This window comes from Microcella alkalica (assembly GCF_014137945.1).
GTDB classification, from domain to species: domain Bacteria; phylum Actinomycetota; class Actinomycetes; order Actinomycetales; family Microbacteriaceae; genus Microcella; species Microcella alkalica.
Window position 1 is genome coordinate 171,450 of the sequence record NZ_JACGWX010000005.1, and the last position, 23,435, is coordinate 194,884.

A 23,435-nucleotide genomic window follows, 5' to 3' on the forward strand; every position below is an offset into this window, starting at 1 on the left:
CACCCATGACCGGAATCCCCGAGAACGTCGTCCTCCTCGCCGACGACGGCACCCCCGTCGGCACGGCGCCCAAGGCGACCGTGCACACCGACGACACCCCCCTGCACCTGGCCTTCTCGTGCCACGTGTTCGACGCGCGGGGCCGGGTGCTGGTCACACGTCGCGCCCTCGGGAAGGCGACCTGGCCGGGAGTGTGGACGAACAGCTTCTGCGGCCACCCCGCCCCTGATGAGGACTTCGCCGAGGCCATCGCCCGTCGCGCGGAGCGCGAGCTCGGGCTCGCCGTGCACTCGGTGCGCAGCGCCCTGCCCGACTTCCGCTACCGCGCCGTCGACGCCTCGGGCATCGTCGAGAACGAGATCTGCCCCGTGTACACGGCGATCGCCGACGGTGACCCCGCGCCCGCCGCCGACGAGGTCGCCGAGTGGACCTGGGTCGAGCCGGGCGACCTGCGCGCGGCCGTGACCGCCACGCCTTTCGCGTACAGCCCGTGGCTCGGGTGGCAGCTCGCGGCGTGGCAGGGCGACTACCGGGCGCGATAACCCCCGCGCGTCGACTGGCTCGAGCCGCGGGTCAAACGTGGCCGACCGCCACGGTGTGGTCCTCGTCGATCGCGCCGGGGGCATCCGCCTGCACCGCATCGCGATCCCACGGGAGCGACACCCGCGCGGTCGTGCCCGTCGCACCGTCGGAGCTGAGCTCGACACGGCCACTGAGCCGCTGCTCGACGAGGGCGCGGACGATCGGCAGGCCCAGGCCGGTGCCCGGCACGTCGCGGTGCTCGGCGTCCGAGACGCGGTAGAAGCGGTCCCACACATGGCCGAGCACGGCCGGCGGAATGCCGGGACCGTGATCGGTGATCGTGATGTCGACGCCGGCTGCGCTCGGGTCGATGCGCACCTCGATGGAGCCGCCATCCGGCGTGAACTTGACGGCGTTCGAGAGCAGGTTGGCCAGCACGCGCGTGAGGTCCTGCGGCACCGAGCGGATCGGCAGCGCGTCGACGGGAGACTCGACGATGAGGCGGACGGCGCGGCCGGCGGCGAGACCCTCGGCGTCCTGCGCGCAGTGCCGCGTCAGTGCGACGACATCGAAGGCCACCGCCGGGCGCGACCCCGCGGCGAAGGAGCTGAGCTTGCCGAGCTCGAGGACGTCCTCGATGACGTCCGCGAGCCGCCGCGCGTTCCGGGCGATGACCTCGGTCGCGACGCGCTCGGAGGGGCGCAGGTCGGCGCCGTCGAGATCCTCCACGAACCCGAGGATGCTCGTGACGGGCGTGCGGAGCTCGTGACTGACCGAGGCGATGAAGTCGTCCTTCTGCCGGTTGAGGTCACGCATCTGCTCGGCGGCCTCGATCGCGCGGCGCTCGCGCTCGTCGCGCGCGGTCACGTCGGTGAAGACGATCGTCATGACGGATGCCCCGCCGACGCCGTCGTGGATTCCGAGGTCCACGTCGAACCGCCGACCCTCGCGCTCGAGCTCGAAGCGCGACGCCTCGCGGCGGCGGACACCGTCGTCGAGCTCGGCGACGCCGAACACCGGCTGCCCGCGCGCGATCCGCAGGCCGACGACGCCCCAGGTCGGCGGCATCGTCTCGCGCCCGAGCGCGCTCAGCGCCGTCGGGTTGACGCCGACGACGCGCAGCCGGTCGCTGTCGAGGATCTCGGCGATGAGGATCCCCGTCTCGGAGTTCACGATGCCGCCGCGAAGCAAGGCCTCCCGCGCGCCGAGCTGCGTGACGACGTTCGCCCAGTCGTTGCGCGCCGCGCAGACGAAGAGAGCGGCGCACGCATGGACGACGAGGAAGAGCTGGAGCAGCAGCGCGCTCATGCGCGGATCGCTCGCGGCGTACTGGCCGATCGCGCCACCTCCCATCCCGGCGAGCGTCGTCGCGAGCACGGCGAGCACGAGGAGCTCGACGGCGACGACCGTGATCGGGAGCCGGAACGCCGCCCACAGGAGAGCGACGAGCGGCACGAAGGCGACCGGTAGGACGTTGCCCGGCCAGAAGACCGCGCCGACGATCAGGATGAGGACGAGGAGCTGGATGAGAACCTCGACCCGACTGACGCCACGTGCGAGGCGCCTGCTCACGAGCGCGATAGGGGCGACGATGAGGATCGCCGAGCCGTGGGAGGACACCAGGGCGAAGAGGGTGGCGAAGAGGTCGGCCTGCACCACCACCGCAGCGGTGAGGCCGCCGATCACTCCGATCGTGAGCGCGCCGAGCACGGCGGCGATGATGAAGCGGCTGATGTCGCGCAGGCTGTCCAGCCGGGCCTCGGGGCCGCCCCGCGAGGCGAATTGGGCGACCACGTACGCCTCGGCGGCGTTGGCGATCGCATAGCCGACCGCGAGGCCGAGCTCGCGCCCGACGAGCGCGTTCGCGACGAGCGTCGCGACGAGGACACCCGCGGTCGCGACGAGCCGCGACCCGCGTGACGCGAGGACGGCGATGACCGCGACTCCGGCGGCGGGCCACCACGCGGCGACGGGTGAGCCCTCCGCGCGCAGGGCGACGCTCATCCAGCCGAGGAGCCCCACGAGCCCGATGAGGGCGGCGATCGCGGCACGACGGATGCCCGGGGGGCGTACCAGAGCTGGGTCGCGATGCCCGCTTGACCCATGAGGTGCTCCTCTCGCGACGCGACGCCCGAAAGGTCGTAGCCGCTCCACTGGTGAGACTAGAGTCTGATGACCGGAGAGGGGAATCGTGTCGCGAATCCTGATCGTCGAAGATGAGCCCGACGTTCTGCTGCTGCTCGAGAATCGAGTGCGCGGTGCGGGCCACGACGTGCAGAGCGCGAGCGACGGGGAACGCGGGCTCGAGCTCGCCCTCGCCGCGGAGCCCGACCTCATCATCCTCGACTGGATGATGCCTAAGCTCGACGGCATCGAGGTCCTCGAGAGGCTGCGCGCCGACGAGGTCGGCGGCGGCATCAAGGTGCTCATGCTCACCGCGCGCTCGCAGCAGAACGACGTCGACCGCGCGTTCGCCGCGGGGGCGAACGACTACATCGTCAAGCCGTTCAGCTCGCGCGAGCTCGTGGAGCGCATCGCGACGCTGCTCGAGGCGGACTGACCTCAGCGCTCGCTCAGCGCGCGCCGGGCATCCGCCCGCGTTGCCTGGTCAGTCGGCGGAGTCGACGCGCTCGATGACCGTGCGGTGGAAGTTCTGGAACGACCGCGACGCCGTCGGCCCGCGCTGACCCTGGTAGCGGTTGAGGTAGCCGCCCGTCCCGTAGGGGGTCTCGGCGGGCGAGCTGAGGCGGAAGAAGCACAGCTGGCCGATCTTCATGCCGGGCCACAGCTTGATCGGCAGCGTCGCGACGTTGCTGAGCTCGAGCGTCACGTGCCCGCTGAAGCCGGGGTCGATGAAGCCCGCGGTCGAGTGGGTCAGCAGGCCGAGGCGGCCGAGCGAGCTCTTGCCCTCGAGCCGCGCCGCGATGTCGTCGGGCAGGCTCACCTGCTCGTAGGTCGCGCCGAGCACGAACTCGCCCGGGTGCAGGATGAACGGCTCGTCGGACTTCGCCTCCACGAGGCGGGTGAGTTCGGGCTGCTCCTCGGCGGGGTCGATGTACGGGTACTTGTGGTTGTCGAACAACCGGAAGAACGAGTCGATGCGCACGTCCACGCTCGACGGCTGCACCATCGACAGGTCGAGCGGGTCGAGGCCGATGCGGCCCGAATCGAGTTCGGCACGGATGTCGCGGTCGCTCAGCAGCATGCGGTCAGCCTATCGACGCGTCACGCACCACCGACAGCGTCGCGAGAGCGGGGTCGGCGGCGCCGCGCACGAACCCTCCCGGAGTCGCTGCGACATGGCGGAGGAACTCGGCCACCTCGCGCGTGATCACCTCGCCGGGCAGGACGTTGGGGATCCCGGGCGGGTAGGCGGCGATAGCGGCGGACGAGACGCGCCCGATGGCGTCGTCCAGGGCGACTGTCTCCGAAGGCCGGAAGAACGCCTCCCGCGGGAGCAGGACGAGAGGGCCGGGCTCCGGCAGCGTCGCCATCGCGCTGAGCGCATCCCTCTCCCGGGCCACCCCGGGGTCGACGGGTAGGTCGTGCAGAGCGCGGACGATGCGCGACGCATCAGGCACGGCACCGGGCGCGATGACTCCGACGATGCAGGACTCGGTCGCGATCTCGAAGAAGATCCCGTCCTCCTTCATGAGCAGCTCGCGCGCGTGCGTTCCGCGCACGCCGCCGCTCGCGACATCGATCGAGACTCGGAGGGGATCCGCGGCGTGGATGTCATCGAAGCGCTCGAAGGCGTCGCTGACGATGCGGAAGCGGCCGCCGCGGCGGATGCGGTCGCGAAGGTCATCCGCGGCGGCGACGGCGGCCGCGATGCCGTCGCGGCCGTGCTGCAGCGCGTCGCGAGCGAGATCGAGCGATGCGAGCAGGAGGGAGCTCTCGCTTGTGGACTGCTCGAGGGCGAAGGCGCGGTCGATGAGCGGTTCGAGCTCATCGGCGAAGGGGCCGTGCCCGAGGTGCAGCATCGCGCTCTGCGTCAGGCTTCCCCCCAGCTTGTGGGTGCTCGAGACGACGAGGTCGGCCCCGAGCCGCAGAGGGTTCTCGGGCAGCGCCTCATGGAAGCCGAAGTGCGCGCCCCACGCCGCGTCCACGATGAGAGGGGCGCCCGCCCGGTGCGCGATCTCGGCGAGAGCGGCGATGTCGGCGACCGCGCCGAAGTAGCTGGGGGAGATCACGTACACGCCCTTCGGGGCGACGCCGCTGTCCAGCTGGGCCAGCGACTGCTCGAGCCGGGCTGGGGCGACTCCGTGATTGATGCCGAACCAGCCGTCGATGGACGGCTGGACGAATCGCGGAGAGAGGCCCCCGAGGACGATCCCGTCGGCGAAGGAGGAGTGGGCGCTGCGCTGGACGACGATCGGGTCCAGCGCTGCGCGGTATCCGGCGAGCGCCAGGGCCGCGATCCTGTTCGCCTGCGACGCTCCGTTGGTGAGGAACCAGGTGCGGCGAGCGCCGAACGCGTGAGCGGCCAGTCGGAGCGATTCGGCGAGCGGGTTGTCCTCGCCCTTGTCGAGCCCGTCGAGCAGGGGCGGCACGTCTTTGAGGAGGAGATCCTGGCCGAAGTACCGGACGAGCGCGGGCGCGGCCCCCGGGTCGGCGGCATGACCCGGCACGTTCAGGCGCACGGTGTCGCGGGCGGCATGACGGGCCAGGGCATCCGCGTAGGGGGTGGAGGACATGCGCCCATGCTCCACGGTCTGCAGACGATAGTGAATAGCGGATATGTTCTCCCTATCCATATCTGGTATTGAGGAGTCCGCGTGCTCGATCTCCGACAGCTCAGCGCCCTGCGCGCAGTGGCCGAGCACGGCTCGGTGCTCGCCGCGGCCGAATCTCTCGGGTGGAGCCAGCCGACCGTGGTGCACCACCTGCGCGGACTCGAACGAGTCACGGGCGCGGCCGTGGTGCAGAGCTCCCGGTCGGGCACGCGGCTCACGGCGGCGGGGCTGCTGTGGCTTCCCCACGCGGAGGCGCTGCTCGAGCGGGCGGAGCGCGCCCGCGCGGACATCCGCTCGACGCTCGCGGACGCGCGGCGGCGCATCCGGCTCGGGATCTTCCCGACAGCTGCCGCTCGACTCCTGCCCCGGCTGATCGCCGCCCTCACCGACGCGGGGTACGAGCCGCACGTCACAGAAGGGGAGCTGCCCGAGCTCACCGCGGGGCTGGAGCAGCTCGCCCTCGATGCCGCTGTCGTGTTCGATCACCCGGACCAGCCGGCCCCCGTCGCGAACAGGCTGATGCGCACGAGCCTCTTCATCGAGCGGTTCTCGCTGCTCCTCCCGGCTCGGCACCCGCTCGCGCAGGAGACGGCGGTGCGCCTCGTCGATCTCCGTGACGAGCGGTGGATCCTCGGCGCCCGGGATGCGGACCCCGCGGACGTCGCCTTCCTCGCCGCCGCGCGGTCTGCGGGGTTCGAGCCCCTCGTCGGTCCCCGCAGCGACAACTACCAGGTCGTCGCCGGATACGTCGCCGCGGGGCTCGGTGTCGCACTCGTGCCCGACATGGCCTGGGATGACGGGCCGGCAGCCCGCAACGACCTCGTCGTACGGGAGCTCGCCGAGCCTCGACTCGATCGCGAGATCGCGCTCCTCACCGCCCCGTCGCTCGACGCCCCGGTGGTCGAACTCATCCGCCGGAGCGCAACGCCGCATTCGTGACACACTCGTGTCATCAGGTGCCAGGGAAGGCGGTGGCGATGAGCGACGGACCGGACGACTCGCGACCGCTCATCGACGTGGTGCGCGAGTCGCTCGACACGTTCAGCTCGGTCGAGAGGAAGGTCGCGCGCGCGCTCCTGGCGAACTACCCCATCGCGGGTCTGGAGACCGTCGCCGAGCTCGCGGAGCGGTCGAACGTCAGCCCCTCCTCGGTCGTGAGATTCGTCGGGCGGCTCGGATTCACCGGATACCCGGCCTTCCAGAAGAAGCTCATGCGCGAGGTGCACGAGCGCCTCGGGTCGCCGCTCGAGCAGTACGGTCGCACCGATCTCTCCCTCGGCGACGGCGATCTCGCCCACGCGGCGCGCCACTTCTCCGCCGTCGTCGCGACGACGCTCACCGACCTCCCGCGCAGCGAGTTCGATCGCTGCGTCGGGCTCCTGTCGGATCAGCGCCGACCGGTGCGCCTGATCGGCGGTCGCTTCAGTCGGATCCTCGCCGAGTATCTCGGCGCTCACCTCCAGCTCCTCCGCCCGGATGTCGAGGTCCTCGGAACGGATGAGTTCGCGCGCTTCGCCGCGGTCTCGGATGCCGGCCGCGACGACGTCTTCGTGCTCTTCGACTATCGACGGTACGACGCGAGCAGCGTGCGCTTCGCTCAGCGGGTCAGCGAGCGCGGGGCCGATCTGATCCTGTTCACCGACCGATGGATGTCGCCGGCGGCGGACGTCGCGACCACCGTGCTTCCGGCGAACGTCGAATCCCCCTCCCCGTTCGATTCGCTCGTGCCGGCGATGGCGCTCGTCGAGGCCGTGATCGCCGGCGCGACCGAGCGGCTCGGCGAGACCGGACGTCGACGCCTCGAAGTCATCGAGAGGATGCGCGGCGAGGAGTGAGCCCGACGCCGTCAGGCGCGAGCCTCCTCGCGCTCGGTGAAATCCGATCGGTGGTGCTCGATGCCGAGGACCCGCTCGGCGGCGGCCAGGTAGCCGGCGAGCAGCGCGCGCGCGACCGCCCCGACCGCGGAGTCGTCCGGGAGGAAGTGCGGGTCGTGGAGGCTCGGCTGAGGGTCGCGGTCCGGCGTCTCCACGCCGACGAACATCATGAGCGACGGCACCTCGGCGCAGAAGTACGAGAAGTCGTCCGCGCCGAGAGAGCGCATCGGCTCCGCTCCGTCGACGCCGAGCCGGGCGAGCCAGTCGTCCGCGTCCGCGGCGAGGTAGACGTCGTTGATCAGCGCCGGCTCGCCCTCGATGCGGAGCACATCGGCCTGCACTCCGAAGGCGGCCGCGACGTGCTCCACCATCCGGCGAACGGCCTCGAACAGCGGCTGCCGGTCCGCCGGATCCGTCGTGCGCATGGTGGCGAACACGCGGCCCTCCCCGGGGAGCACGTTCGCGGCGCCCTCGCCAGCCGAGAGCGTGCCGATGCTGATGAGAGCCGGGCGCAGCGGGCTGACGGTGCGCCGCGTGACCTCCGGGAGGGACAGCGCGATCTGCGCGATCGCCGCGACGGTGTCGCTCGCCAGGTGCGGGTAGGCGGCGTGCCCGCCACGACCGTGCACGCGGATGTCGATCTCATCGGCCGCCGCGTTGATGAAGCCGCCTCCGGACGCCACGGCGCCCGGCCGGACCCCGGGATGCACGTGAGCACCGATGACGTGCGCCACCGCCCATCGATCGAGAACCCCGGCCTCCACCATGTCGAGCGCGCCCGACGGGTAGCTCTCCTCCCGCGGCTGGAGCAGCGTCACGAGGCCCAGCGGCAGCTCGAGCCCCTCCGCGGCGCGGACGAGCGCGACGAGCGCGGCCTGGTGCACGTCATGACCGCAGGCGTGCATCGCCCCGTTGCCCGAGCGGAACTCGGCGCCCGTGGCCTCGGCCAGGGGCAGAGCATCCAGTTCGGCGCGGATCGCGATCGCGGGCCCGTCGGACGGACCGATCCGGCCGACGCCGCCAGCATCCGCCACGCTCTCGACTCGGACGGCGTCGCTGAGCGCCGCGACGAGTCGCGCCGTCGTCGGATGCTCCGACCCCGAGAGGCGCGGTTCGCGATGCAGCTCGCGGCGGAGCTCCTCCGCGGCGGGCAGCTCTCGCTCGAGGGCGCTGTTCCAGCGCGCGGCGAGGGAGGTCAGCGCGAGCGAGAGCGGACTCACGCGCCGCCTCCGAGCTCGGGCTCGAAGAGCTCGTCGCCGAGGCGATAGACCCGTCGCGCGTTGCGGAAGGCGATGGACTCGACGATCCGACGCATCTCGGGCGCGGGCCAGTCGTCCTGACGGGCGAAGGCGTCGAGTGCCCGCGCGAGACCGCGACGGAAGAGGATCGCACCGAGGTAGTAGAGCTCCGCGACGCCGAACGCGTCCGTCGAGAACAGGATCTTGTGGAACGGCGCGAGCTCGAGCGTCTCGGCGATGACCGCATCCGACCGGGAGCCGGTGTAGTTGATCGCGAGTCCGACATCGAAGTAGACGTGCGGGAAAACCTGAGCCAGATACCCCGCCTCCCGGTGGAAGGGGTAGCAGTGCAGGAGGAGGACGCGCGCCCCCGACGCGCGGCTCAGCCGGAGGAACTCGGTCAGCAGGAGCGGATCGCACCGGTGGAGGTCCACGTCGGAATCGCCGTAGCCGATGTGGAACTGGATGGCGCACGCGCGATCGACGGCCGCCCACAGCAGGTGGCGGATGATCGTGGCGTCCTCCAGGCGCGAGGGTCCGCCCCGCGCGATCCGGTCCGCCCACGCGCGCACGGCCTCATCCACGTCGTCGTCGCCCGGCCGCTCGGGCGCGAAATCGAGCCCGATGCGGTACGCGGCGATCGACTTGACGCCGATCGCGCGGCGCAGCCGCTCGTCGAGCGTGCGCGCGAACTCGTCCCGGAACGAGTCGGAGCCCCCTCCTCGGCGCACGAGCTCCTCGAGCAGCTGCTCGGCCAGCTGCTCGAGCCGGACGACCTCGAAGGCGCGTGCGGCGGCGGCGGCGGCCATCCCCCCCGGGTCGAGGATCTCGTCCGAGCGATGTCCCACCTCGATGACGAGATCGCTGATGCCCGTCGCCCTCAGGAGGCGCTCGCTCGCCTCGACGCCGCCGAGCTCGCGGCGCCGCTCGAGATACTCCTCCGGCGTCGCGAAGGACGGCAGCCCGAGCACGGGGGCGCAGTAGCGGCGGATGGCCATGCCGACCTGGGAATCGAAGTGCGTCGCGCCGTCGGGGGCAGGCCAGTCGGACTCGCTGATGTACGTCTCGAAGCTCTCCCTGTCCAAGTCGTCCGTCGTCACGCCGTGGCAGTGATGGTCGAGGAGGGGAACGGAGTCCAGTCCGGACTCCGCGAGCGCCGATTCGACGTCAGTAGACATGGGCGTAGACCTCGCACTGCTCGGCGAGCGACCGCGCCTGCACCGATGCGAACTCGTCCCTCTTGATGGCGTCGAAGGTCGCGAGGAAGGACGGCGAGAACCATCCCGAGACGATCTCGTCGTCCTTCAGCATGTCGAGGGCGTGCTCCAGGTCGCGGGGAAGCCGCGCGAGATCCGCGTTCCGGCCCTCGAGATCGAGCTCGCCGACGACGATGGGCGGCGTCTCGAGCCCTTCGCGCAGCCCCTCCATGCCCGCGCGGAGGATCATCCCGAGCAGGATCCAGGGGTTCGCCCCGATGTCTCCGCCGCGGAACTCGAAGTGCAGCTGGCGGGTGGGGTCGCGCCCGTCGATCTCGTTGGTCGGGCAGATCCGCAGCAGGGCCTCCCGATTCTGCAGGCCGAGGAAGGCGCGAGCGCTCGACCAGTTGTGGGGAGCGAGGCGAAGGTAGCTGGTCGCGAGCGGAGCGAACAGCGCGGCCATGGAGGGGCTGTGCCGGACGATCCCGGCAGCGAAGCTGCCCGCGAGCGATGACAGCCGACCGGGCCGCTCCGAGTCGAAGACGAGGGTCCGGCCGTCCGCGTCATCGAGACCGAAGTGCACGTGGACCCCGTTGCCCGTCTCCCCCGGCGCGACGACCGGAGCGAAGGACGCCTCGCGCCCGTGCGCCTCGAAGAGGTCGTAGACGATGTCGCGGACCAGGATCGCCCGATCCGCCGCGGCGAGCGGATCGGTTGGCGCGACGGTGATCTCGTACTGATGGCGGCCGTACTCCGGAAGCCAGGTCTCCGGCTCCAGGCCCGCTCGATGCAGCACCGTCATGAGCTGCGAGCCGAGCGGTTCGGCGCGGCGGAACGCCTGCAGCGAGAACGGGTGGTGGTCGCCCGTCGCGCTCACGTCCATGAACTCATGCTCGAAGGAGCACTGGGCCGTGATGCCGAACTCCGTCCGCAGCTGCTCGACCGTGTCGCGCAGGAAGGTCCGAGGACAGCTCTCCCACGGAGTCCCATCGGTGTTGACGAGATCCGCATACACGATGTTCAGCGCCGGCCGCCCCGGGATGCCGTCCACTCGGGCCAGCGAGGAGAGATCCGGCCGCAGGCGCAGATCGCCGGTCGTCCCGTACGGGATGTCGCTGACGATGTGTCCGAGCGAGCCGATCCCGAGGTTCGCCGGGACCCACCCGAGCGAGCTGCGCTCATCGAAGTCGGCCATGCGCATCGAGCGGCCCTTGGTCCGCGCGGCGATGTCCGTCGTGGCGATGAAGATCAGCTCGTCGAGGTCGGCGTGCTCCGGGTGCTGGGTCATGGCGTCGGCTCCGATCGTGGTCTCAGTCGAGGTCTTCACGGGTCAGTCTGGACCCGATCCGCTCGGCCAGTCCCGGCTTGGCGAGGATGATGACGAGGCCGATGAGGCACCAGGCACCGGCGATCCACGGGAAGTAGCTGTACGGCGGCTGCTGCCCCGCGATCTGGACGAAGTACACCCAGCCGAGGAAGATCAGACCGAGTACGGGCATGATCGCCTCCCACTTCGGGATCACGGAGCCGCGCGAGAAGATGTGCCGGATCACGCCGATGGAGGTCATGCCGTAGGCCACGACCATGCACAGCACGGCGATCGTGGCGTACCAGTAGTAGACGTCGACGCTCGTCGCGCCGAGGAGTCCGAGGCCGACGGAGAGCACCACGGTGACGATGATCACGAAGACCGTGCTGCGCACCGGCACGCCGGTCGTCGGGCTCGTGGTCGCGAACGACTTGGGGCCGAATCCGTCGCGCGCCAGCGCGAACAGCAGGCGCGCGGCGGCGGCCGTCGAGCTGAGGAGAGCGGCGAACGCGACGACGAACGCGAGGATCGAGATGAGGACAGCGAACCACGGACCGACGTAGGTGGAGGCCAGGGCCGTCAGCGTCGAGGAGGAGCCCGCGAACGCGGCGATGCCCGCCTCGTCCGTGCCGAATCCGACCGTCTGGGCGAACATGACGAACACGTAGATCGCGCCGGCGAGGACGACGGCGAGGAGCAGCGCCAGCGGTACGACGCGCTTCGGGTTCCGGGTCTCCTCACCCAGCGAGGTTCCCGACTCGAAGCCGGCCCACGAGAGGAAGCCGAACACGACCGCGGTCATGACGGCGCTGATGGGCGCCTCGCCCGGCAGCAGCACGCTCAGGTCGATGCCCGTGGAGACCGGCGCGTCGCCCGTTCCCACCCGCACGAGGATCACGATGGACAGGATGACCATCGCCACGATGCCGACGAATCCGATGCCCAGGAGGGTCCGAGCCGTCACCGTCGACTCGCGGATGTTCAGCAGCAGGACGAAGACAGCGACGACGATCGGCACGGGGAGCCAGCCCCACGGCGGCAGGCTCAGACCGAGCTCGCTCACCATCGCCTCGAAGAACACCCCGCACGCACCGGCGATGCAGACGGCGAAGAAGATGTAGGTGCCGAGGAGCGCGAAGCCGCCGAAGAAGCCGGCACGGGGTCCGAGCGTCGACCCGGACAGCGCGTAGACCGACCCGGCGTGGGTGATGTACCGGGTGAGTCGGATGAACGCGTAGGCGACGAAGAGCGTGCCGATGAACGACACGATGAAGGTGAACGGCACGGCGGAGCCGACGAGTCCCGCCACTCCGATGCCGTTGAGGGACATGGCGAGGAGCGGCGCCATGAAGCCGACGGAAATCGCCACGACCTCCCAGAGCCGCAGTGGTTTCCGGGGGGTGAGCGTCGTGCCGCTCGTCGGGTCGCCTGGTGTTGTCGTCGTTGACGTCATTCGCTCGAACCTTTCGTTCGGGCATCCACGCTGATGCCCGGGTCGATGTGGGTAAAACAGTGCAGAAGTGTCCTCTTGGGACTGTTCTGGCATAAATGTTTCATGCGGTCGTCGGTTCGTCAACAGCGAAGTTCGAGATTGTTCAAGCGGCTCGAGCCTCCCCTGAGCAGGTCCGGCGGGCGGCTCGACCTCGCGGCGAGCGCACCGGGTATGCTTACGGACGCGAAGCACTGGCCCTCGATAGGGGCCCGGGCCGCCCGGGGATGTAGTTCAATGGCAGAACTTCAGCTTCCCAAGCTGATAGCGCGGGTTCGATTCCCGTCATCCCCTCTGTGTTAGAGCTCACCGACGCCGCGCTCGAGTTCCTCCGCGAGCGGCACCTCGCGACGCTGTCGACGATCGGGCGCGGCGGCCGCATCCACTCGGTGCCCGTCGGCATGACCTACCTCGACGGCGTCGTGCGCGTGATCGGCAGCCGCGGGTCGCAGAAGTTCGTCAATGCGCGGCGGTCGGGCCGAGCATCCGTCAGCAGCGTCGACGGGGTTCGCTGGATCAGCTTCGAGGGCCCGGTCCGGGTGCTGACCGACGCCGAGTCGGTCGCCCACGCCGTCGAGCTGTACGCCGCGCGTTACAAGCAGCCGCGCCCGAACCCCGAGCGCGCCGTGCTCGAGCTCACGGTCGAGCGCGTGCTCGGCTCGAGCGGCATGCGCGCCGAGTAGCGTGGTCGCGTGCGCCTCGCTGACCTCACCTGGAACCGCTCGTTCGCCATAGGGCTCGGCGCCGCCTTCCTCCTGCTCGGAGCCGCGGGGTTCGTCGTGTCGTTCGGCACTCCCCCGCTCGATCCGGTCGGCGTGCCGCTCATCGCGTACTTCACGGCGAACCCGCTGCACTCGGTCGTGAGCATGGCGATCGGCGCCGTCCTGCTCGTCGCCGGTCTCCGCTCCCTCGCCGTCGCGCGACGCGTCAACGCGATCATGGGCACGGCGCTGCTGCTGCTCGGCATCGCGGGGCTCTACCTGATCGGCACGCCCGCGAACGTGCTCGCGCTCACCGCGAGCGACGTGCTCGTCTACTTCGCATCGGCATCCTTGCTGCTGCCCGCGAGCCTCGGGGCCGACCGCGGTGCCGGGGGTGCCGTCGAGAGCGGCTCGAGCGCGACCCCCGCTCGCTGAGGCGGTGCTGAGCGCGGCCATCCACCGGGCCGCTCGCGCCGAATGATCGGCATGACCCAGACGCACCGCGCTCTCGCCGCGCTCGCCCTGCTCGGCGCGAGCGTCGTGCACCTCGCCGTCGCCGCGAGCGGCACCGCCACCCCCGTCGCCCTCCTGCTCGGGGTGCTCGGCGTCGCGGAGGCGACGGGAGCCGCCGCCGTCGCCCGCGGTGCGCTCGCCGCCCGCCCTGGCGCCCTCGCCGCCCTCCTCATCCTCCCGATCGTCGTGCCGATGGGCGCCCTCACGATCGCCAGCGCGCTCGAGCGCCCCGACCTCACCGGCGCCCTCGTGCAGCCGACCCTGCTCGGTGCCGCCCTCCTCTCCTTCGCGGGCGCGCTCGTCGCGGCCACCGCGGCGCGCCGCCTGCGCGCAACGGATGCCCGCCCCTCCGCTCCCGCTGCGCCGACCCGCCCCGCTCGCCAGGCCACGCTGCTCGTGACCGCAGCTCTCGTCACCGGTCTCGTCTCGGCTCCGGCCGTCGCGTCGGCCGGGCCCGGGCTCGTTCCCGGGGCGCCCGTCGCGTCGCTCACGGACCAGACGGGCACCATCGACGAAGCGGACACCGCGGACGAGGACGCCGCGGACGACGCACCGCGCTTCGCCGCGCCGAACGGGCACGAGGGCCACGTCGGCTACGCGCCGTAGACCGCGAACTAGCTGAGCTCAGACCGCCTTCTCGACCGCCCGCCCGATGACCGGCTCGACCTCGGCCATGAACCGCCGCACGTCCTCGTCGACGATGACGTCGCTCGGCCGCAGCCCACGGGTGAGGTAGAGGCCCTCGATCGAGCGGATGCGCGACAGCGCGACGTACGCCTGACCGGGCGCGAAGGCTCGCGGCCCGAGGTCGACGATCGCCTGGTCGTAGGTCGACCCCTGCGATTTGTGGATCGTCACCGCCCACGCGAGTCGCAGCGGGAACTGCGTGAACTCGGCCACGACGTCCTTCGTGACGCGCTTCGTCGCCGCCGAGTACGTGTAGCGGTACTTCTCCCACACCGCCGGCAGCACCTCGAAGTTCTCGCCGTCGACCTCGACCCAGACCGTCTTGCCGATGCGCTCGACGGTGCCGAGCGTGCCGTTGACCCACCGCGGGGTGCCGTCGCCGCCGGTGTCGTTGCGGAGGAACATCACCTGCGCGCCGATCTTCAGCTCGAGCGTCTCGTCGGCGGGGTAGCCGCCGCGTCCGCCGAACTCGCCTGCGATGTCGGCGCGCGCTGTCTTCGGGGCTCCGGGCAGCCGGCGCAGGGCATCCGTGTTGATGCGCGTCACGGTCGCGTTCGTCGTCGCGAGAGTCAGGATGCCCTCCGCCGGGGCGGGGCGCGCGCCGGCCTCGTTGAGGGCGCGCCCGATCTCCGGTGTCACCTCCCCGTGGCGCACGGCCGAGAGCATCGCGCGGAAGGCCTCGTCCTGCTGGCGGTGGATGGTCTGCAGCTCGACGATGCGCAGGTCGGCCTCGCGCCACACCTTCGCGTCGAAGAACCACATCGAGCGGTAGTGGTCGGCGTAGTAGGCGCGCTCGCCCTCGTCGCGGCCCGGCACCGGGGCGAGCTGGTACGGGTCGCCGAAGAGGACGACCTGCGCTCCGCCGAAGGGCTCGTGCGGGCGCCGCCGCGACTGCCGCAGGCGCCGGTCGATCGCGTCCATCAGGTCGGCGCTCACCATCGATATCTCGTCGATCACGATCGTGTCGACCTCGCCGAGGAGGCGCGCGAGCTGCGGGGGGCTCTCAAGCTCCTGGTCGGCGATGAGCCCGATCGGCAGCCGGAACAGCGAGTGGATCGTCTGCCCGCCGACGTTGAGCGCCGCCACGCCGGTCGGCGCGCACACGATCACCGTGCGGTCGGTCGCCTCGAGGAAGGCCTGCAGCAGCGTCGACTTGCCGGTGCCGGCGCGCCCCGTGACGAACACGTGGTCACGCGTCGACTCGATGAGCTCGAGCACGGCCCGCTGCTCTGTGGCGAGGCGGCCGTCGGGTCGATCGGGCATGCCAGCCAGGGTACTGCGCTCGAGGCGGGCATCCCGACCGCGCCTAGGCTGATGCGCATGGCACGGCGGGGGATGCTCTGGGGAGGGATCGTCGCCGCCTCCGTCGCCGTCGCGGCGCTCTCGGTCACAGCCGCAGTCGCCGACGCGACGAGCCCGGAGCGCACCGTCCGCGACTACCTCGCCGCGCTCGCCTCCGACGACCTCGCGACCGCCGCCGCGCTCTCCGGGCTCGACGCCGCCGACCTCGATCGACTCGGCGGCATGCCCCTCGGCGACGCCGGCACCTCCGACGTCGCCGACATCGTCGACGTCATCGAGCTCGGGCCCCGCACCCGGATCGTCACGGCGCGATACGGGGAGCGCGGCGTCGACGTCGTGCCCGTGACCTTCGAGCTCGAGGCGGCGCCGTTCGGTCCCTTCACCCGCTGGGTGCTGAGCGGGCCTCCCCTGGCCGAGGTCACCGTGGCCGCCGACGGGCACGTCGAAGTCGTCGTCAACGGGATGCCCCGCTCGGCCGAGCGCGGGGGCGGCGCCATCCACGTCGTCGGCTTCGTCCCGGCGCGATTGGAGGCCCGGATCGCGAGCCCGTTCCTCGACGGCGCGCCGGTGCGCGCACGATTCGGCACCGCATCCGCCGCCGACGCTCTTGTCGTGGAGGTCGCCCCCTCGGCGCGACTGCAGCGCGCGGTCGAGCGCGAAGTGGAGGCGTTCCTCGACGACTGCGTCGCGCAGCGCGTGCTGCAGCCGGCGGGCTGCCCTTTCGGCATCACCGTGCCCGATCGCGTCGTCGAGCCGCCGCAGTGGCGGGTGAGCGTTCCGCCCGTCGTGACGCTCGTCCCAGGCCGGCCGGCGGGGCTGGTCGCCGGTGAGTGGGGCATCGAGGCGGGCGTCACCGTGCGCGTCGCGCTGCGCGTGCAGCGGCTCATCGACGGAAAGATCGAGGATCGCGACGAGGCTGCGGTGGCGGTCGTCCGCGGGAGCGTCGCGCTCGACGACGAGGGCGCGACGATCACGATCGCGCCGCCGGAGGACGTCCCGGGCTGAGCGCCGCGGGCGGCGCCGACGTCAGGAGGTCGGGGCGCGGGGCTCGCCCCGCGCGGCGCGCTTCGCGAGCATCGCGTTGTACGCCTTGAGCTCGGCGTCGTCGTCGCGGTCGGCCTGCCGGTCGCGGCGCTTGGTCTCGCGCGAGTCGTCGCGACTCCACATCACGGCGACGAGGATGGCGAGCGCGACGGTCGGGATCTCGCCGACGCTCCAGGCGATCTCGCCGCCGCGCACCTGATCCTCGAGCGGGGTGTCGCCCCACTCGCGGCCCATCGCACCGTACCACTCCGGCAGCAGCAGGCTCGTGCCGGTGATGAGCGAGAGGCCGAAGAAGGCGTGGAAGGCCATCGTCGCGAGCAGGATCATGAGCCGCACCGGGTACGGCGGGCGGTACGGCGCGGGGTCGACGCCGATGAGCGCGTTGACGAAGAAGTAGCCGCTCAGCAGAAAGTGCAGGATCATCCACTGGTGGCCGAGGTGATCGGTCACCGCCCAGGAGAACAGCGGCGAGTAGTAGAACACCAGCAGCGAGACGGCGAAGATCACCGACGCGACGATCGGGTGCCCGACGATCGAGGCGAAGCGCGAGTGCACAATCGCGAGGATCCACTCCCTCGGCCCGCGCGATCCGTCCTTCCGCACCCGGATGGCGCGCGCCGCGAGCGTCACGGGCGCTGAGAGCACGAGCAGGACGGGGATGCCCATGCTGAGCATCATGTGCCCGAGCATGTGCACGCTGAACAGGTAGCGCTCGTAGACCGCGATGCCGCTGCTCGTGACGACGAGCAGCGCGACCATGCCTGCCACCCACAGGATCGAGCGGTGCACGGGCCACCGGTCGCCACGACGGTGCAGCCGCAGCACGCCGGCGACGTAGAAGAACGTGCCGAATGCGGCGAGGAGCGCCCACAGCAGGTTGAGATCCCACTCCGTCAGCACGCGCCACGGCTCGAACGGCGGCGGCAGGGGAGCGCCGGTGAGCCACTCAGCGGGCGAAGGGTCGTCGAGCTGATCGACGGGCACCTCCGGGACGGGCGAGGGCGTGCGAGCGAGCGCCGTCGCGAGGCCGCTCGCGATCCCCATGACGGCGAGCTCGACGACCACGATCGCCCAGAAGGATGCCCGGGGCGTGCGATCGCGCTCGACGCGCCCGATGAGAACGCGCCGGTACGCCGCCCCGAAGCCGCCGAGCGCGACGAGCGCGACGACCTTGCCGATCACGATGGCGCCGTAGCCCGAGTCGAGGCCCTCCCACCCGCCGACGCGCAGCTGCGCGCTCACGAGCCCCGAGGCCGCGACGACGACGAACGCGATGAGGGCGAGGGTCGAGTAGCGGGCGAGCACGACGGGGAGGCGGTCGCCGAGCTCGCGGCGGAGGAGGACGAGGGTCAGGAGGCCTCCGACCCACACGGCCGCGAAGACCGAGTGCAGATAGACCGCGGTGACGGCGGCGTCGTGATCGGCGGTGCCGCCCGCGTGACCCTGCTGCGCGACGGGCCACAGCGTCGCGACGGCGAGGAGGCCGACGAAGGCGAGCACGGCCTGCGAGCGGGCGGCGAAGCACAGCACCGTGACGGTCGCCGCCATGACGGTCGTCCAGAGCCAGGCGCGGCCGATGTCGGTCTCGCCGAAGAAGGTCGCGAGCAGGCGGCCGAATCGCTCGTCGAGCGCGATCGGCTCGAGGAAGACGCTGAGGAAGGTGAGGAAGCCGGCGACCGCGGAGGCGAGAGTCCAGAGACCGGCGGCGCCGGCGGCGATGTCGAGCGCCCGGTGGTGCTCGGGGCGGCCGGGCGCCAGCGCGATGAGGGCGAGCAGGAGGCCGCCGATCGTGGCGGCGGCCGAGAGGGTGAGGACGAGCTTGGCGACGGGGAGTCCGTACCGGACGACGAGGCCCGGATCGGCGACGAGCGGAGCATCGGCCCCGCCGCCGAGCGCGAGCGCGACGACGAGGGTCAGGACGGCGGTCGTCGCTAGCGCCCCGATACCGAGAGCGCCCCACGGCGAGCGAGTCGTCGTCGCGCGAGACGAATCGCGCGACGCGGGCGCCGGGCGGGTCGAGGTCACGGGTCAAGGGTAGGCGAGCATCCTGATGCATCGATGCGGGATGCGGCGTCGCTCGGATCGCCCGGGAGAACGCGACGACGGGGGCGATCCGCGCGGATCGCCCCCGTCGTCGGAGACCTGTGCGGTCGGAATTACTTGGCGGCAGCCTTCAGCTTGCTGCCGGCGCTGATCTTCACGCCGTTCGACGCGGCGATCTGGATGGTCTCGCCGGTCTGCGGGTTGCGGCCCTGGCGGGCGGCGCGAGCGGTGCGCTCGACCGAGATCCAGCCCGGGATCGAGACCTTGGTGCCCTTGCCCACGGCGTCGGACAGGACCGAGAACAGGCCGTCGACGACACGGTTGACGTCAGCCTGGCTCAGGCCCGACTCAGCGGCCACGGCGGCGACGAGCTCGGAACGGTTCATGGTGTCCTCCTCGGACGTCAAGTTCGGTGGAACGATCCGTGACCAGGGGATGGCCGCGAACCGCCTCGAAACTAGCACCAGTCCCGCGTGTTTCCGGGCTCATTCGCGGCTCGCGGCGTTGATTTTCCGCCATTTTCCGCGATTCGAGCCCGATCGGGCGCTCCTGGCTGGGAAATGCACGAGAGGCGCCCCGCGAACGGGACGCCTCTCGATGCCGGCAGAGCGGCAGGGAACCGGTGCTACCAGCTCGACTTCGTGATGCCGGGCAGCTCGCCGCGGTGCGCCATGTCGCGGAAGCGGACGCGCGAGATGCCGTACTGCTTGAGGTGGCCGCGGGGACGGCCGTCGACGGCGTCGCGGTTGCGGACGCGCACGGGCGACGCGTCGCGGGGCAGCTTCTGCAGCCCCTGGCGCGCGGCCTCGCGCGAATCATCGGTGCCGTTAGGGTCGACCAGGGCCTTCTTCAGCTCGAGGCGCTTCGCGGCGTAACGCTCGACGATGACCTTGCGCTGCTCGTTGCGCGCGATCTTGCTCTTCTTCGCCATTTCTTAGCGCTCCTCGCGGAATTCGACGTGCTTGCGGATGACCGGGTCGTACTTCTTCAGCACGAGGCGGTCGGGGTCGTTGCGGCGGTTCTTGCGGGTCACGTAGGTGTACCCGGTGCCGGCGGTCGACCGGAGCTTGATGATGGGACGGACGTCCTGCTGCTTGGCCACTAGATCTTCTCCCCACGGGCCAGGAGGTCCTTGACCACGGACTCGATGCCGCGCGCGTCGATGACCTTGATGCCCTTGGCCGACAGCGTCAGCGTGACATTCCGGCGGAGCGACGGCACGAAGTACGTCTTCTTCTGGATGTTCGGGTCGAACCGGCGCTTGGTGCGCCGGTGCGAGTGCGAGATGTTGTGACCGAAGCCGGGAACGGCTCCGGTCACCTGGCAGACGGCTGCCATGGTTCCTCCAAATATTCGGCTACCGTGCGGCGAGCGCCGCACCCAAGGTCACTTGTCGGCACGCTGACACCGCCTGATCCGTTCGAGTAGCGGGTGAACGGGGGGGAGAGCGCACAGGAAGGGCGAACGATCGCCCGACACAATCGCCCAGCTTACGGCCTGGATGCCCGATCGGCCAACTCGGAGCAGCGGGCGCAGAGCCCGAATATGTCGACGACGTGCTCGGCGCGGGTGAACCCGTGCTCGGCGGCCGTCCTGCGGGCCCAGTCCTCGACGGGCTGAGCCTCGATCTCGACCGTGGTACCGCACGTGCGGCAGATGAGGTGGTGGTGGTGATTGCCCGGAGTGCAGGCCCGGTAGAGCGCCTCCCCGTCCTGCGTGAGGGAGTCGGCCTCGCCGACGTCGGTGAGATCGGTCAGGGCCCGGTACACGGTCGCGAGGCCGATCGTGCTGCCGGCATCGCGAAGGGCGCCGTGGAGGGACTGCGCGCTGACGAAGCCCTCCGACTCGCTCAGCGCGGCCCGCACCGCCTCGCGCTGCCAGGTGTTCCTCTTCATGTCGATTCCAGGCTACGCGCTGAGCCGTGCAGAGCCGACCCGTCGGGGCGCGCCGGCCGAGCGTCGCCACTCGATGATTCGGCACACGAGGTAGATCGCGAACGAGATCGTCGTGATGTACGGGCTGATCGGCAGCGAACCGCCGAGCGCGAGGAGGATTCCGCCGACGGCCGACACCAGGCCGAAGACCATGCTGAGGACGGGGACGAGCACGGGAGAAGCCGATACCCGCAGCGCCGCGGCCGCCGGCGTGACGAGGAGAGCGAGCACGAGCAGCGCTCCGATGACCTGGATCGATACCGCGACGGCCAGGCCGAGCAGGATCATGAACACGATGCTCAGCGCGCGGCCGGGAACGCCGCGCGCGCTGGCGACCTCCGGATCGAGGCTGTCGAAGGTCAGCGGCCGCCAGATGACGAGCAGCGCGATGAGCACGAGAGCGCTGATGCCCATGAGCAGACCGAGCTGCGGCAGGTCGACGCTGATGATCTGGCCGGTCAGCAGGCCGAACTTGTTGCCGCTGCGGCCCGGGTACAGGGCGAGGAAGAGGATGCCGAGTCCCAGACCGAACGGCATCAGCACCCCGATGATCGAGTTGCGATCGCGAGCGCGCGCCCCCAGCACGCCGATGATCCCCGCCGCGATGAGCGAGCCGACGATCGAGCCCGCGACGATGTTCAGGCCCAGCAGGAGCGCGGCCGCCGCCCCGGCGAAGGAGAGCTCGCTGATGCCGTGCACCGCGAAGGCCATGTCGCGCTGCATGACGAAGACGCCGATGAGCCCGCCGACAATGCCGAGCACGCCCGCGGCGATGATCGAGTTCTGCACGAGCTCCAGCAGCTGTACGTACGTGCCCCCGTCGACGAAGGTCATGCGACCACCTCGTGGTGGTGATCGGCGTCCGGAGCGCCGACGACCACGACGCGGCCGTGCGTGCGGAAAACGTCGACGGGCGTTCCGTAGAGCCGACTCAGGACCTCGCTCCGCAGCACCTCGTCGGGCGAGCCGATCGTGAAGGCGCCGTGGGCGAGGTAGAGCACGCGATCGACCATGCTGAGCACGGGGTTCACGTCGTGCGTGACGAAGACGACCGCGGTCGCGTGCTCCCGGCGGCGCGCGTCGATGAGCTCGCTCACTGCCCTCTGGTGCTGCAGGTCGAGGCTCATGAGCGGCTCGTCGCACAGCAGAAGCGCGGGGTCGTCGGCGAGCGACTGGGCCACGCGCAACCTCTGCTGCTCGCCGCCGGAGAGGCTGCCGAGTGGCTGGTCGGCGTACGGGGCCGCCCCGACCGCGGCGAGCAGGGCATCCACCTTCTCGCGGTCGGCGCGCGTCGTTATCGGAGGGCCGTATCGCTGACCGTTGACACCGAGCATCACGAGGTCTCGCCCGCGCAGCGGGGTGCCGGGCGCGACGATCTTCTGCTGCGGGATGTAGCCGATGCGACGGTGGCCCCGATGCGCGGGATGCCCGTCCACGAGCACCTCTCCGGCGTCGAGTGGCTGCTCGCCGAGCATGGACTTGAGCAGGCTCGTCTTGCCCGTGCCGTTCGCCCCCAGCACGGCGATGAACTCGCCGGGCCGGATGTCGAGGTCCAGACCGCTCCAGAGGACGCGGTCGCCGAAGCCGAGCGCCCCGCCGCGGATCGTGAGAACCGGGGCGGGGTCGCTCGTCGACGGACGAGGGGTCGTCACGCGTCGGTCAGAGCCGCGCCGACCGCCTCGATGTTGGCGCTCATCCACGAGACGTAGTCTTCCGTCTCCGGGAGGGTTTCGGTGAACGAGACGACCGGCACGCCAGCGGCCTCGGCCGCCTCGCGCACGCGCTCGGTCTCGGGGCTCGCGGTCTGCTCGTTGTAGGCGAGCATGCGGACCTTGCCCGACTCGATGAGCTCGAGGGTCTCCTGGAGCGCGAGCGGGGGCACGTCGGCGCCCTCCTCGATCGCCTCGAGGAAGTCGGCCGGGGTCTCGTCGTCGAGCCCGAGCTCGGCGAGGAGGTAGGCGGGGACGGGCTCGGTGCTCGCGACGACGCCGCCGCCGAGCGAGTCGGCGAGCTCCTCGAGCTGCGCCTCCACCGTTTCGAGCTCCGCCTCGAAGACCTCAAGGTTCTCCTCGTAGGTCGCCGCGTTGTCCGCGTCGAGCTCGATGAGCGCCTCGGCGATCGCGCCGGCGATCGCGCCCATGACGTGGACGTCGTACCAGACGTGCTCGTTGGCGCCCTCGCCGTGGCCGTGGCCGTCGTCCTCGCCCTCCTCAGCGTGGTCGTCGCCCTCCTCCTCGTCGGAGTGAGCGTCCTCGCCCTCCTCGTCGGAGTGCGCATCCTCGCTCTCCTCGAGCAGGCCCCCCGCGGCGACGGCGCTGATGACGACGGCGTCCGTCCCCGATCCCTCGATGAGCAGGTCGACGAACGGGTCGTAGCCGCCGCCGTTCTCGATCACCAGGTCGGCGTTCGCGATCGCGAGCTGATCCTGCGCGCTCGCCTCGTAGCTGTGCGGGTCCTGCGCGGGAGAGTCGATGATGCTGGTCACGGTCGCGAGGTCGCCCGCGATCGAGGCGGCGACATCGCCGTAGACGTTGGTCGACGCGACGATCGAGAGACCCTCGTTGGAGGCGGAGTCCGGGGAGGCCGCACAGCCGGTGAGGGCGAGGCCGGTCGCGGTTGCGACGACGAGCACGGGGAACGAGCGGGAGAAATCGGGCATGCGCCGAGGCTACGTCTTAACGAGAACGGTTGTCAAAACGGTTCTCAATAGGCGAGGGGCGCTCGCCCTGCGGCCGGCACGGCGACCTCACCGTCGGCGCGGCTAGCCTGCACCTCATGTCGAACCGCCTCGCAATGCTCGCGATGACCGGGCTCCACCGCCTCGTGCTGCGCGCCACAGGAGGCCGC

25 protein-coding genes and 1 tRNA gene are annotated in these 23,435 nt (G+C 71.0%); 9 read left to right on the forward strand and 17 right to left on the reverse strand.

All coding sequences use genetic code 11. The features are described from left to right. Window positions 1-5 precede the first annotated feature (5 nt). Window positions 6-542, forward strand: coding sequence for an isopentenyl-diphosphate Delta-isomerase (idi, locus tag FHX53_RS10370; RefSeq protein WP_182491278.1), 537 nt, complete (start codon window positions 6-8; stop codon window positions 540-542). 31 nt (window positions 543-573) lie between these two features. Here the strand turns inward: idi and FHX53_RS10375 are convergent, their stop codons facing one another. Then, entirely contained in the window at window positions 574-2,676 is a 2,103-nt protein-coding gene (locus FHX53_RS10375) for an ATP-binding protein (protein ID WP_343050960.1), read from the reverse strand. A gap of 37 nt (window positions 2,677-2,713) precedes the next feature. Here FHX53_RS10375 and FHX53_RS10380 point away from each other — a divergent pair, with 37 nt between their 5' ends. Then, on the forward strand, window positions 2,714-3,082 hold the full coding sequence (locus tag FHX53_RS10380; RefSeq protein WP_343050961.1) for a response regulator transcription factor: 369 nt from the start codon (window positions 2,714-2,716) through the stop codon (window positions 3,080-3,082). A 48-nt stretch (window positions 3,083-3,130) separates the two neighbouring features. On the opposite strand, the gene dcd is transcribed toward FHX53_RS10380, so the two are convergent. Both dcd and FHX53_RS10390 read right to left on the reverse strand, forming a co-directional pair. After that, window positions 3,131-3,727, reverse strand: coding sequence for a dCTP deaminase (gene dcd, locus FHX53_RS10385; RefSeq protein ID WP_182491280.1), 597 nt, complete (start codon window positions 3,725-3,727; stop codon window positions 3,131-3,133). A gap of 4 nt (window positions 3,728-3,731) precedes the next feature. Further along, the gene (locus FHX53_RS10390) at window positions 3,732-5,219 is read right to left on the reverse strand and encodes an aminotransferase class I/II-fold pyridoxal phosphate-dependent enzyme (protein WP_220476370.1); all 1,488 of its coding nucleotides are present in this window, start codon (window positions 5,217-5,219) and stop codon (window positions 3,732-3,734) included. A gap of 81 nt (window positions 5,220-5,300) precedes the next feature. Between FHX53_RS10390 and FHX53_RS10395 the strand changes: the two genes are divergently transcribed. Both FHX53_RS10395 and FHX53_RS10400 read left to right on the forward strand, forming a co-directional pair. Further along, entirely contained in the window at window positions 5,301-6,197 is an 897-nt protein-coding gene (locus tag FHX53_RS10395; protein ID WP_182491282.1) for a LysR substrate-binding domain-containing protein, read from the forward strand. 38 nt (window positions 6,198-6,235) lie between these two features. Continuing rightward, complete coding sequence (locus tag FHX53_RS10400) at window positions 6,236-7,093, forward strand: MurR/RpiR family transcriptional regulator (RefSeq protein ID WP_182491283.1); 858 nt, start codon at window positions 6,236-6,238, stop codon at window positions 7,091-7,093. 11 nt (window positions 7,094-7,104) lie between these two features. Here FHX53_RS10400 and FHX53_RS10405 read toward each other — a convergent pair whose 3' ends face one another. Genes FHX53_RS10405 through FHX53_RS10420 form a run of 4 tightly spaced genes read right to left on the reverse strand, consistent with a single transcriptional unit; the run spans window position 7,105 to window position 12,328 of the window. Further along, a complete protein-coding gene (locus FHX53_RS10405) occupies window positions 7,105-8,352 on the reverse strand; it encodes a M20 metallopeptidase family protein (RefSeq protein WP_343050962.1) in 1,248 nt (415 codons plus the stop codon). Then, window positions 8,349-9,548, reverse strand: coding sequence for an amidohydrolase family protein (locus FHX53_RS10410; protein WP_182491284.1), 1,200 nt, complete (start codon window positions 9,546-9,548; stop codon window positions 8,349-8,351). Before FHX53_RS10410 ends, FHX53_RS10405 begins: the two co-directional genes overlap by 4 nt. Then, complete coding sequence (locus FHX53_RS10415) at window positions 9,538-10,893, reverse strand: type I glutamate--ammonia ligase (protein ID WP_343050963.1); 1,356 nt, start codon at window positions 10,891-10,893, stop codon at window positions 9,538-9,540. The genes FHX53_RS10410 and FHX53_RS10415 overlap by 11 nt, the downstream gene beginning before the upstream one ends. Continuing rightward, the gene (locus tag FHX53_RS10420) at window positions 10,877-12,328 is read right to left on the reverse strand and encodes an APC family permease (protein ID WP_182491285.1); all 1,452 of its coding nucleotides are present in this window, start codon (window positions 12,326-12,328) and stop codon (window positions 10,877-10,879) included. Before FHX53_RS10420 ends, FHX53_RS10415 begins: the two co-directional genes overlap by 17 nt. Before the next feature lie 259 nt (window positions 12,329-12,587). On the opposite strand from FHX53_RS10420, the gene FHX53_RS10425 reads away from it, so the two are divergent. The 4 genes from FHX53_RS10425 (at window position 12,588) to FHX53_RS10440 (ending at window position 14,184) form a co-directional block, all read left to right on the forward strand. After that, a tRNA-Gly gene (locus FHX53_RS10425) sits at window positions 12,588-12,658 on the forward strand. Window positions 12,659-12,660: 2 nt separating this feature from the next. After that, window positions 12,661-13,047, forward strand: coding sequence for a TIGR03618 family F420-dependent PPOX class oxidoreductase (locus FHX53_RS10430; protein WP_182491286.1), 387 nt, complete (start codon window positions 12,661-12,663; stop codon window positions 13,045-13,047). 9 nt (window positions 13,048-13,056) lie between these two features. Continuing rightward, entirely contained in the window at window positions 13,057-13,500 is a 444-nt protein-coding gene (locus tag FHX53_RS10435) for a DUF4383 domain-containing protein (protein WP_182491287.1), read from the forward strand. Window positions 13,501-13,551: 51 nt separating this feature from the next. Continuing rightward, window positions 13,552-14,184: a hypothetical protein gene (locus FHX53_RS10440; RefSeq protein ID WP_182491288.1), complete on the forward strand. Its 633-nt coding sequence runs from the start codon at window positions 13,552-13,554 to the stop codon at window positions 14,182-14,184. An 18-nt stretch (window positions 14,185-14,202) separates the two neighbouring features. On the opposite strand, the gene FHX53_RS10445 is transcribed toward FHX53_RS10440, so the two are convergent. After that, window positions 14,203-15,528: an ATP-dependent DNA helicase gene (locus tag FHX53_RS10445; RefSeq protein ID WP_182491289.1), complete on the reverse strand. Its 1,326-nt coding sequence runs from the start codon at window positions 15,526-15,528 to the stop codon at window positions 14,203-14,205. Window positions 15,529-15,585: 57 nt separating this feature from the next. Between FHX53_RS10445 and FHX53_RS10450 the strand changes: the two genes are divergently transcribed. Next, window positions 15,586-16,572 carry a hypothetical protein gene (locus FHX53_RS10450; RefSeq protein WP_182491290.1) on the forward strand — a complete coding sequence of 329 codons (987 nt, stop codon included), beginning with the start codon at window positions 15,586-15,588 and terminating at the stop codon, window positions 16,570-16,572. A gap of 21 nt (window positions 16,573-16,593) precedes the next feature. On the opposite strand, the gene FHX53_RS10455 is transcribed toward FHX53_RS10450, so the two are convergent. From FHX53_RS10455 to FHX53_RS10495, 9 genes are all read right to left on the reverse strand, one after another. Then, window positions 16,594-18,555 carry a bifunctional copper resistance protein CopD/cytochrome c oxidase assembly protein gene (locus FHX53_RS10455; protein WP_425488313.1) on the reverse strand — a complete coding sequence of 654 codons (1,962 nt, stop codon included), beginning with the start codon at window positions 18,553-18,555 and terminating at the stop codon, window positions 16,594-16,596. Window positions 18,556-18,767: 212 nt separating this feature from the next. Next, on the reverse strand, window positions 18,768-19,040 hold the full coding sequence (locus tag FHX53_RS10460; protein WP_055857765.1) for an HU family DNA-binding protein: 273 nt from the start codon (window positions 19,038-19,040) through the stop codon (window positions 18,768-18,770). Between the two features lie 239 nt (window positions 19,041-19,279). Beyond that, entirely contained in the window at window positions 19,280-19,585 is a 306-nt protein-coding gene (rpsN, locus tag FHX53_RS10465) for a 30S ribosomal protein S14 (protein ID WP_182491291.1), read from the reverse strand. Between the two features lie 3 nt (window positions 19,586-19,588). After that, complete coding sequence (gene rpmG, locus FHX53_RS10470; RefSeq protein ID WP_055857761.1) at window positions 19,589-19,756, reverse strand: 50S ribosomal protein L33; 168 nt, start codon at window positions 19,754-19,756, stop codon at window positions 19,589-19,591. Next, entirely contained in the window at window positions 19,756-19,992 is a 237-nt protein-coding gene (gene rpmB / locus FHX53_RS10475; protein WP_055857759.1) for a 50S ribosomal protein L28, read from the reverse strand. The genes rpmG and rpmB overlap by 1 nt, the downstream gene beginning before the upstream one ends. Before the next feature lie 152 nt (window positions 19,993-20,144). Beyond that, window positions 20,145-20,549 carry a Fur family transcriptional regulator gene (locus FHX53_RS10480; protein WP_182491292.1) on the reverse strand — a complete coding sequence of 135 codons (405 nt, stop codon included), beginning with the start codon at window positions 20,547-20,549 and terminating at the stop codon, window positions 20,145-20,147. A 12-nt stretch (window positions 20,550-20,561) separates the two neighbouring features. Further along, window positions 20,562-21,422, reverse strand: coding sequence for a metal ABC transporter permease (locus tag FHX53_RS10485; RefSeq protein ID WP_182491293.1), 861 nt, complete (start codon window positions 21,420-21,422; stop codon window positions 20,562-20,564). Beyond that, entirely contained in the window at window positions 21,419-22,240 is an 822-nt protein-coding gene (locus tag FHX53_RS10490) for an ATP-binding cassette domain-containing protein (protein WP_182491294.1), read from the reverse strand. Before FHX53_RS10490 ends, FHX53_RS10485 begins: the two co-directional genes overlap by 4 nt. Continuing rightward, window positions 22,237-23,247 carry a metal ABC transporter solute-binding protein, Zn/Mn family gene (locus FHX53_RS10495; RefSeq protein ID WP_182491295.1) on the reverse strand — a complete coding sequence of 337 codons (1,011 nt, stop codon included), beginning with the start codon at window positions 23,245-23,247 and terminating at the stop codon, window positions 22,237-22,239. The genes FHX53_RS10490 and FHX53_RS10495 overlap by 4 nt, the downstream gene beginning before the upstream one ends. Between the last annotated feature and the right edge of the window lie 188 nt (window positions 23,248-23,435).

Excerpts from the sequence above, each read along its gene's own strand:
- FHX53_RS10400 (WP_182491283.1), top strand. The coding sequence starts at position 6,236 with ATGAGCGACGGACCGGACGACTCGCGACCGCTCATCGACGTGGTGCGC.
- rpmB (WP_055857759.1), bottom strand. The coding sequence starts at position 19,992 with ATGGCAGCCGTCTGCCAGGTGACCGGAGCCGTTCCCGGCTTCGGTCAC.
- idi (WP_182491278.1), top strand. The coding sequence starts at position 6 with ATGACCGGAATCCCCGAGAACGTCGTCCTCCTCGCCGACGACGGCACC.
- dcd (WP_182491280.1), bottom strand. The coding sequence starts at position 3,727 with ATGCTGCTGAGCGACCGCGACATCCGTGCCGAACTCGATTCGGGCCGC.
- FHX53_RS10445 (WP_182491289.1), bottom strand. The coding sequence starts at position 15,528 with ATGCCCGATCGACCCGACGGCCGCCTCGCCACAGAGCAGCGGGCCGTG.
- FHX53_RS10460 (WP_055857765.1), bottom strand. The coding sequence starts at position 19,040 with ATGAACCGTTCCGAGCTCGTCGCCGCCGTGGCCGCTGAGTCGGGCCTG.
- FHX53_RS10420 (WP_182491285.1), bottom strand. The coding sequence starts at position 12,328 with ATGACGTCAACGACGACAACACCAGGCGACCCGACGAGCGGCACGACG.
- FHX53_RS10485 (WP_182491293.1), bottom strand. The coding sequence starts at position 21,422 with ATGACCTTCGTCGACGGGGGCACGTACGTACAGCTGCTGGAGCTCGTG.
- FHX53_RS10440 (WP_182491288.1), top strand. The coding sequence starts at position 13,552 with ATGACCCAGACGCACCGCGCTCTCGCCGCGCTCGCCCTGCTCGGCGCG.
- FHX53_RS10450 (WP_182491290.1), top strand. The coding sequence starts at position 15,586 with ATGGCACGGCGGGGGATGCTCTGGGGAGGGATCGTCGCCGCCTCCGTC.
- FHX53_RS10480 (WP_182491292.1), bottom strand. The coding sequence starts at position 20,549 with ATGAAGAGGAACACCTGGCAGCGCGAGGCGGTGCGGGCCGCGCTGAGC.
- FHX53_RS10495 (WP_182491295.1), bottom strand. The coding sequence starts at position 23,247 with ATGCCCGATTTCTCCCGCTCGTTCCCCGTGCTCGTCGTCGCAACCGCG.
- FHX53_RS10390 (WP_220476370.1), bottom strand. The coding sequence starts at position 5,219 with ATGTCCTCCACCCCCTACGCGGATGCCCTGGCCCGTCATGCCGCCCGC.
- FHX53_RS10410 (WP_182491284.1), bottom strand. The coding sequence starts at position 9,548 with ATGTCTACTGACGTCGAATCGGCGCTCGCGGAGTCCGGACTGGACTCC.
- rpsN (WP_182491291.1), bottom strand. The coding sequence starts at position 19,585 with ATGGCGAAGAAGAGCAAGATCGCGCGCAACGAGCAGCGCAAGGTCATC.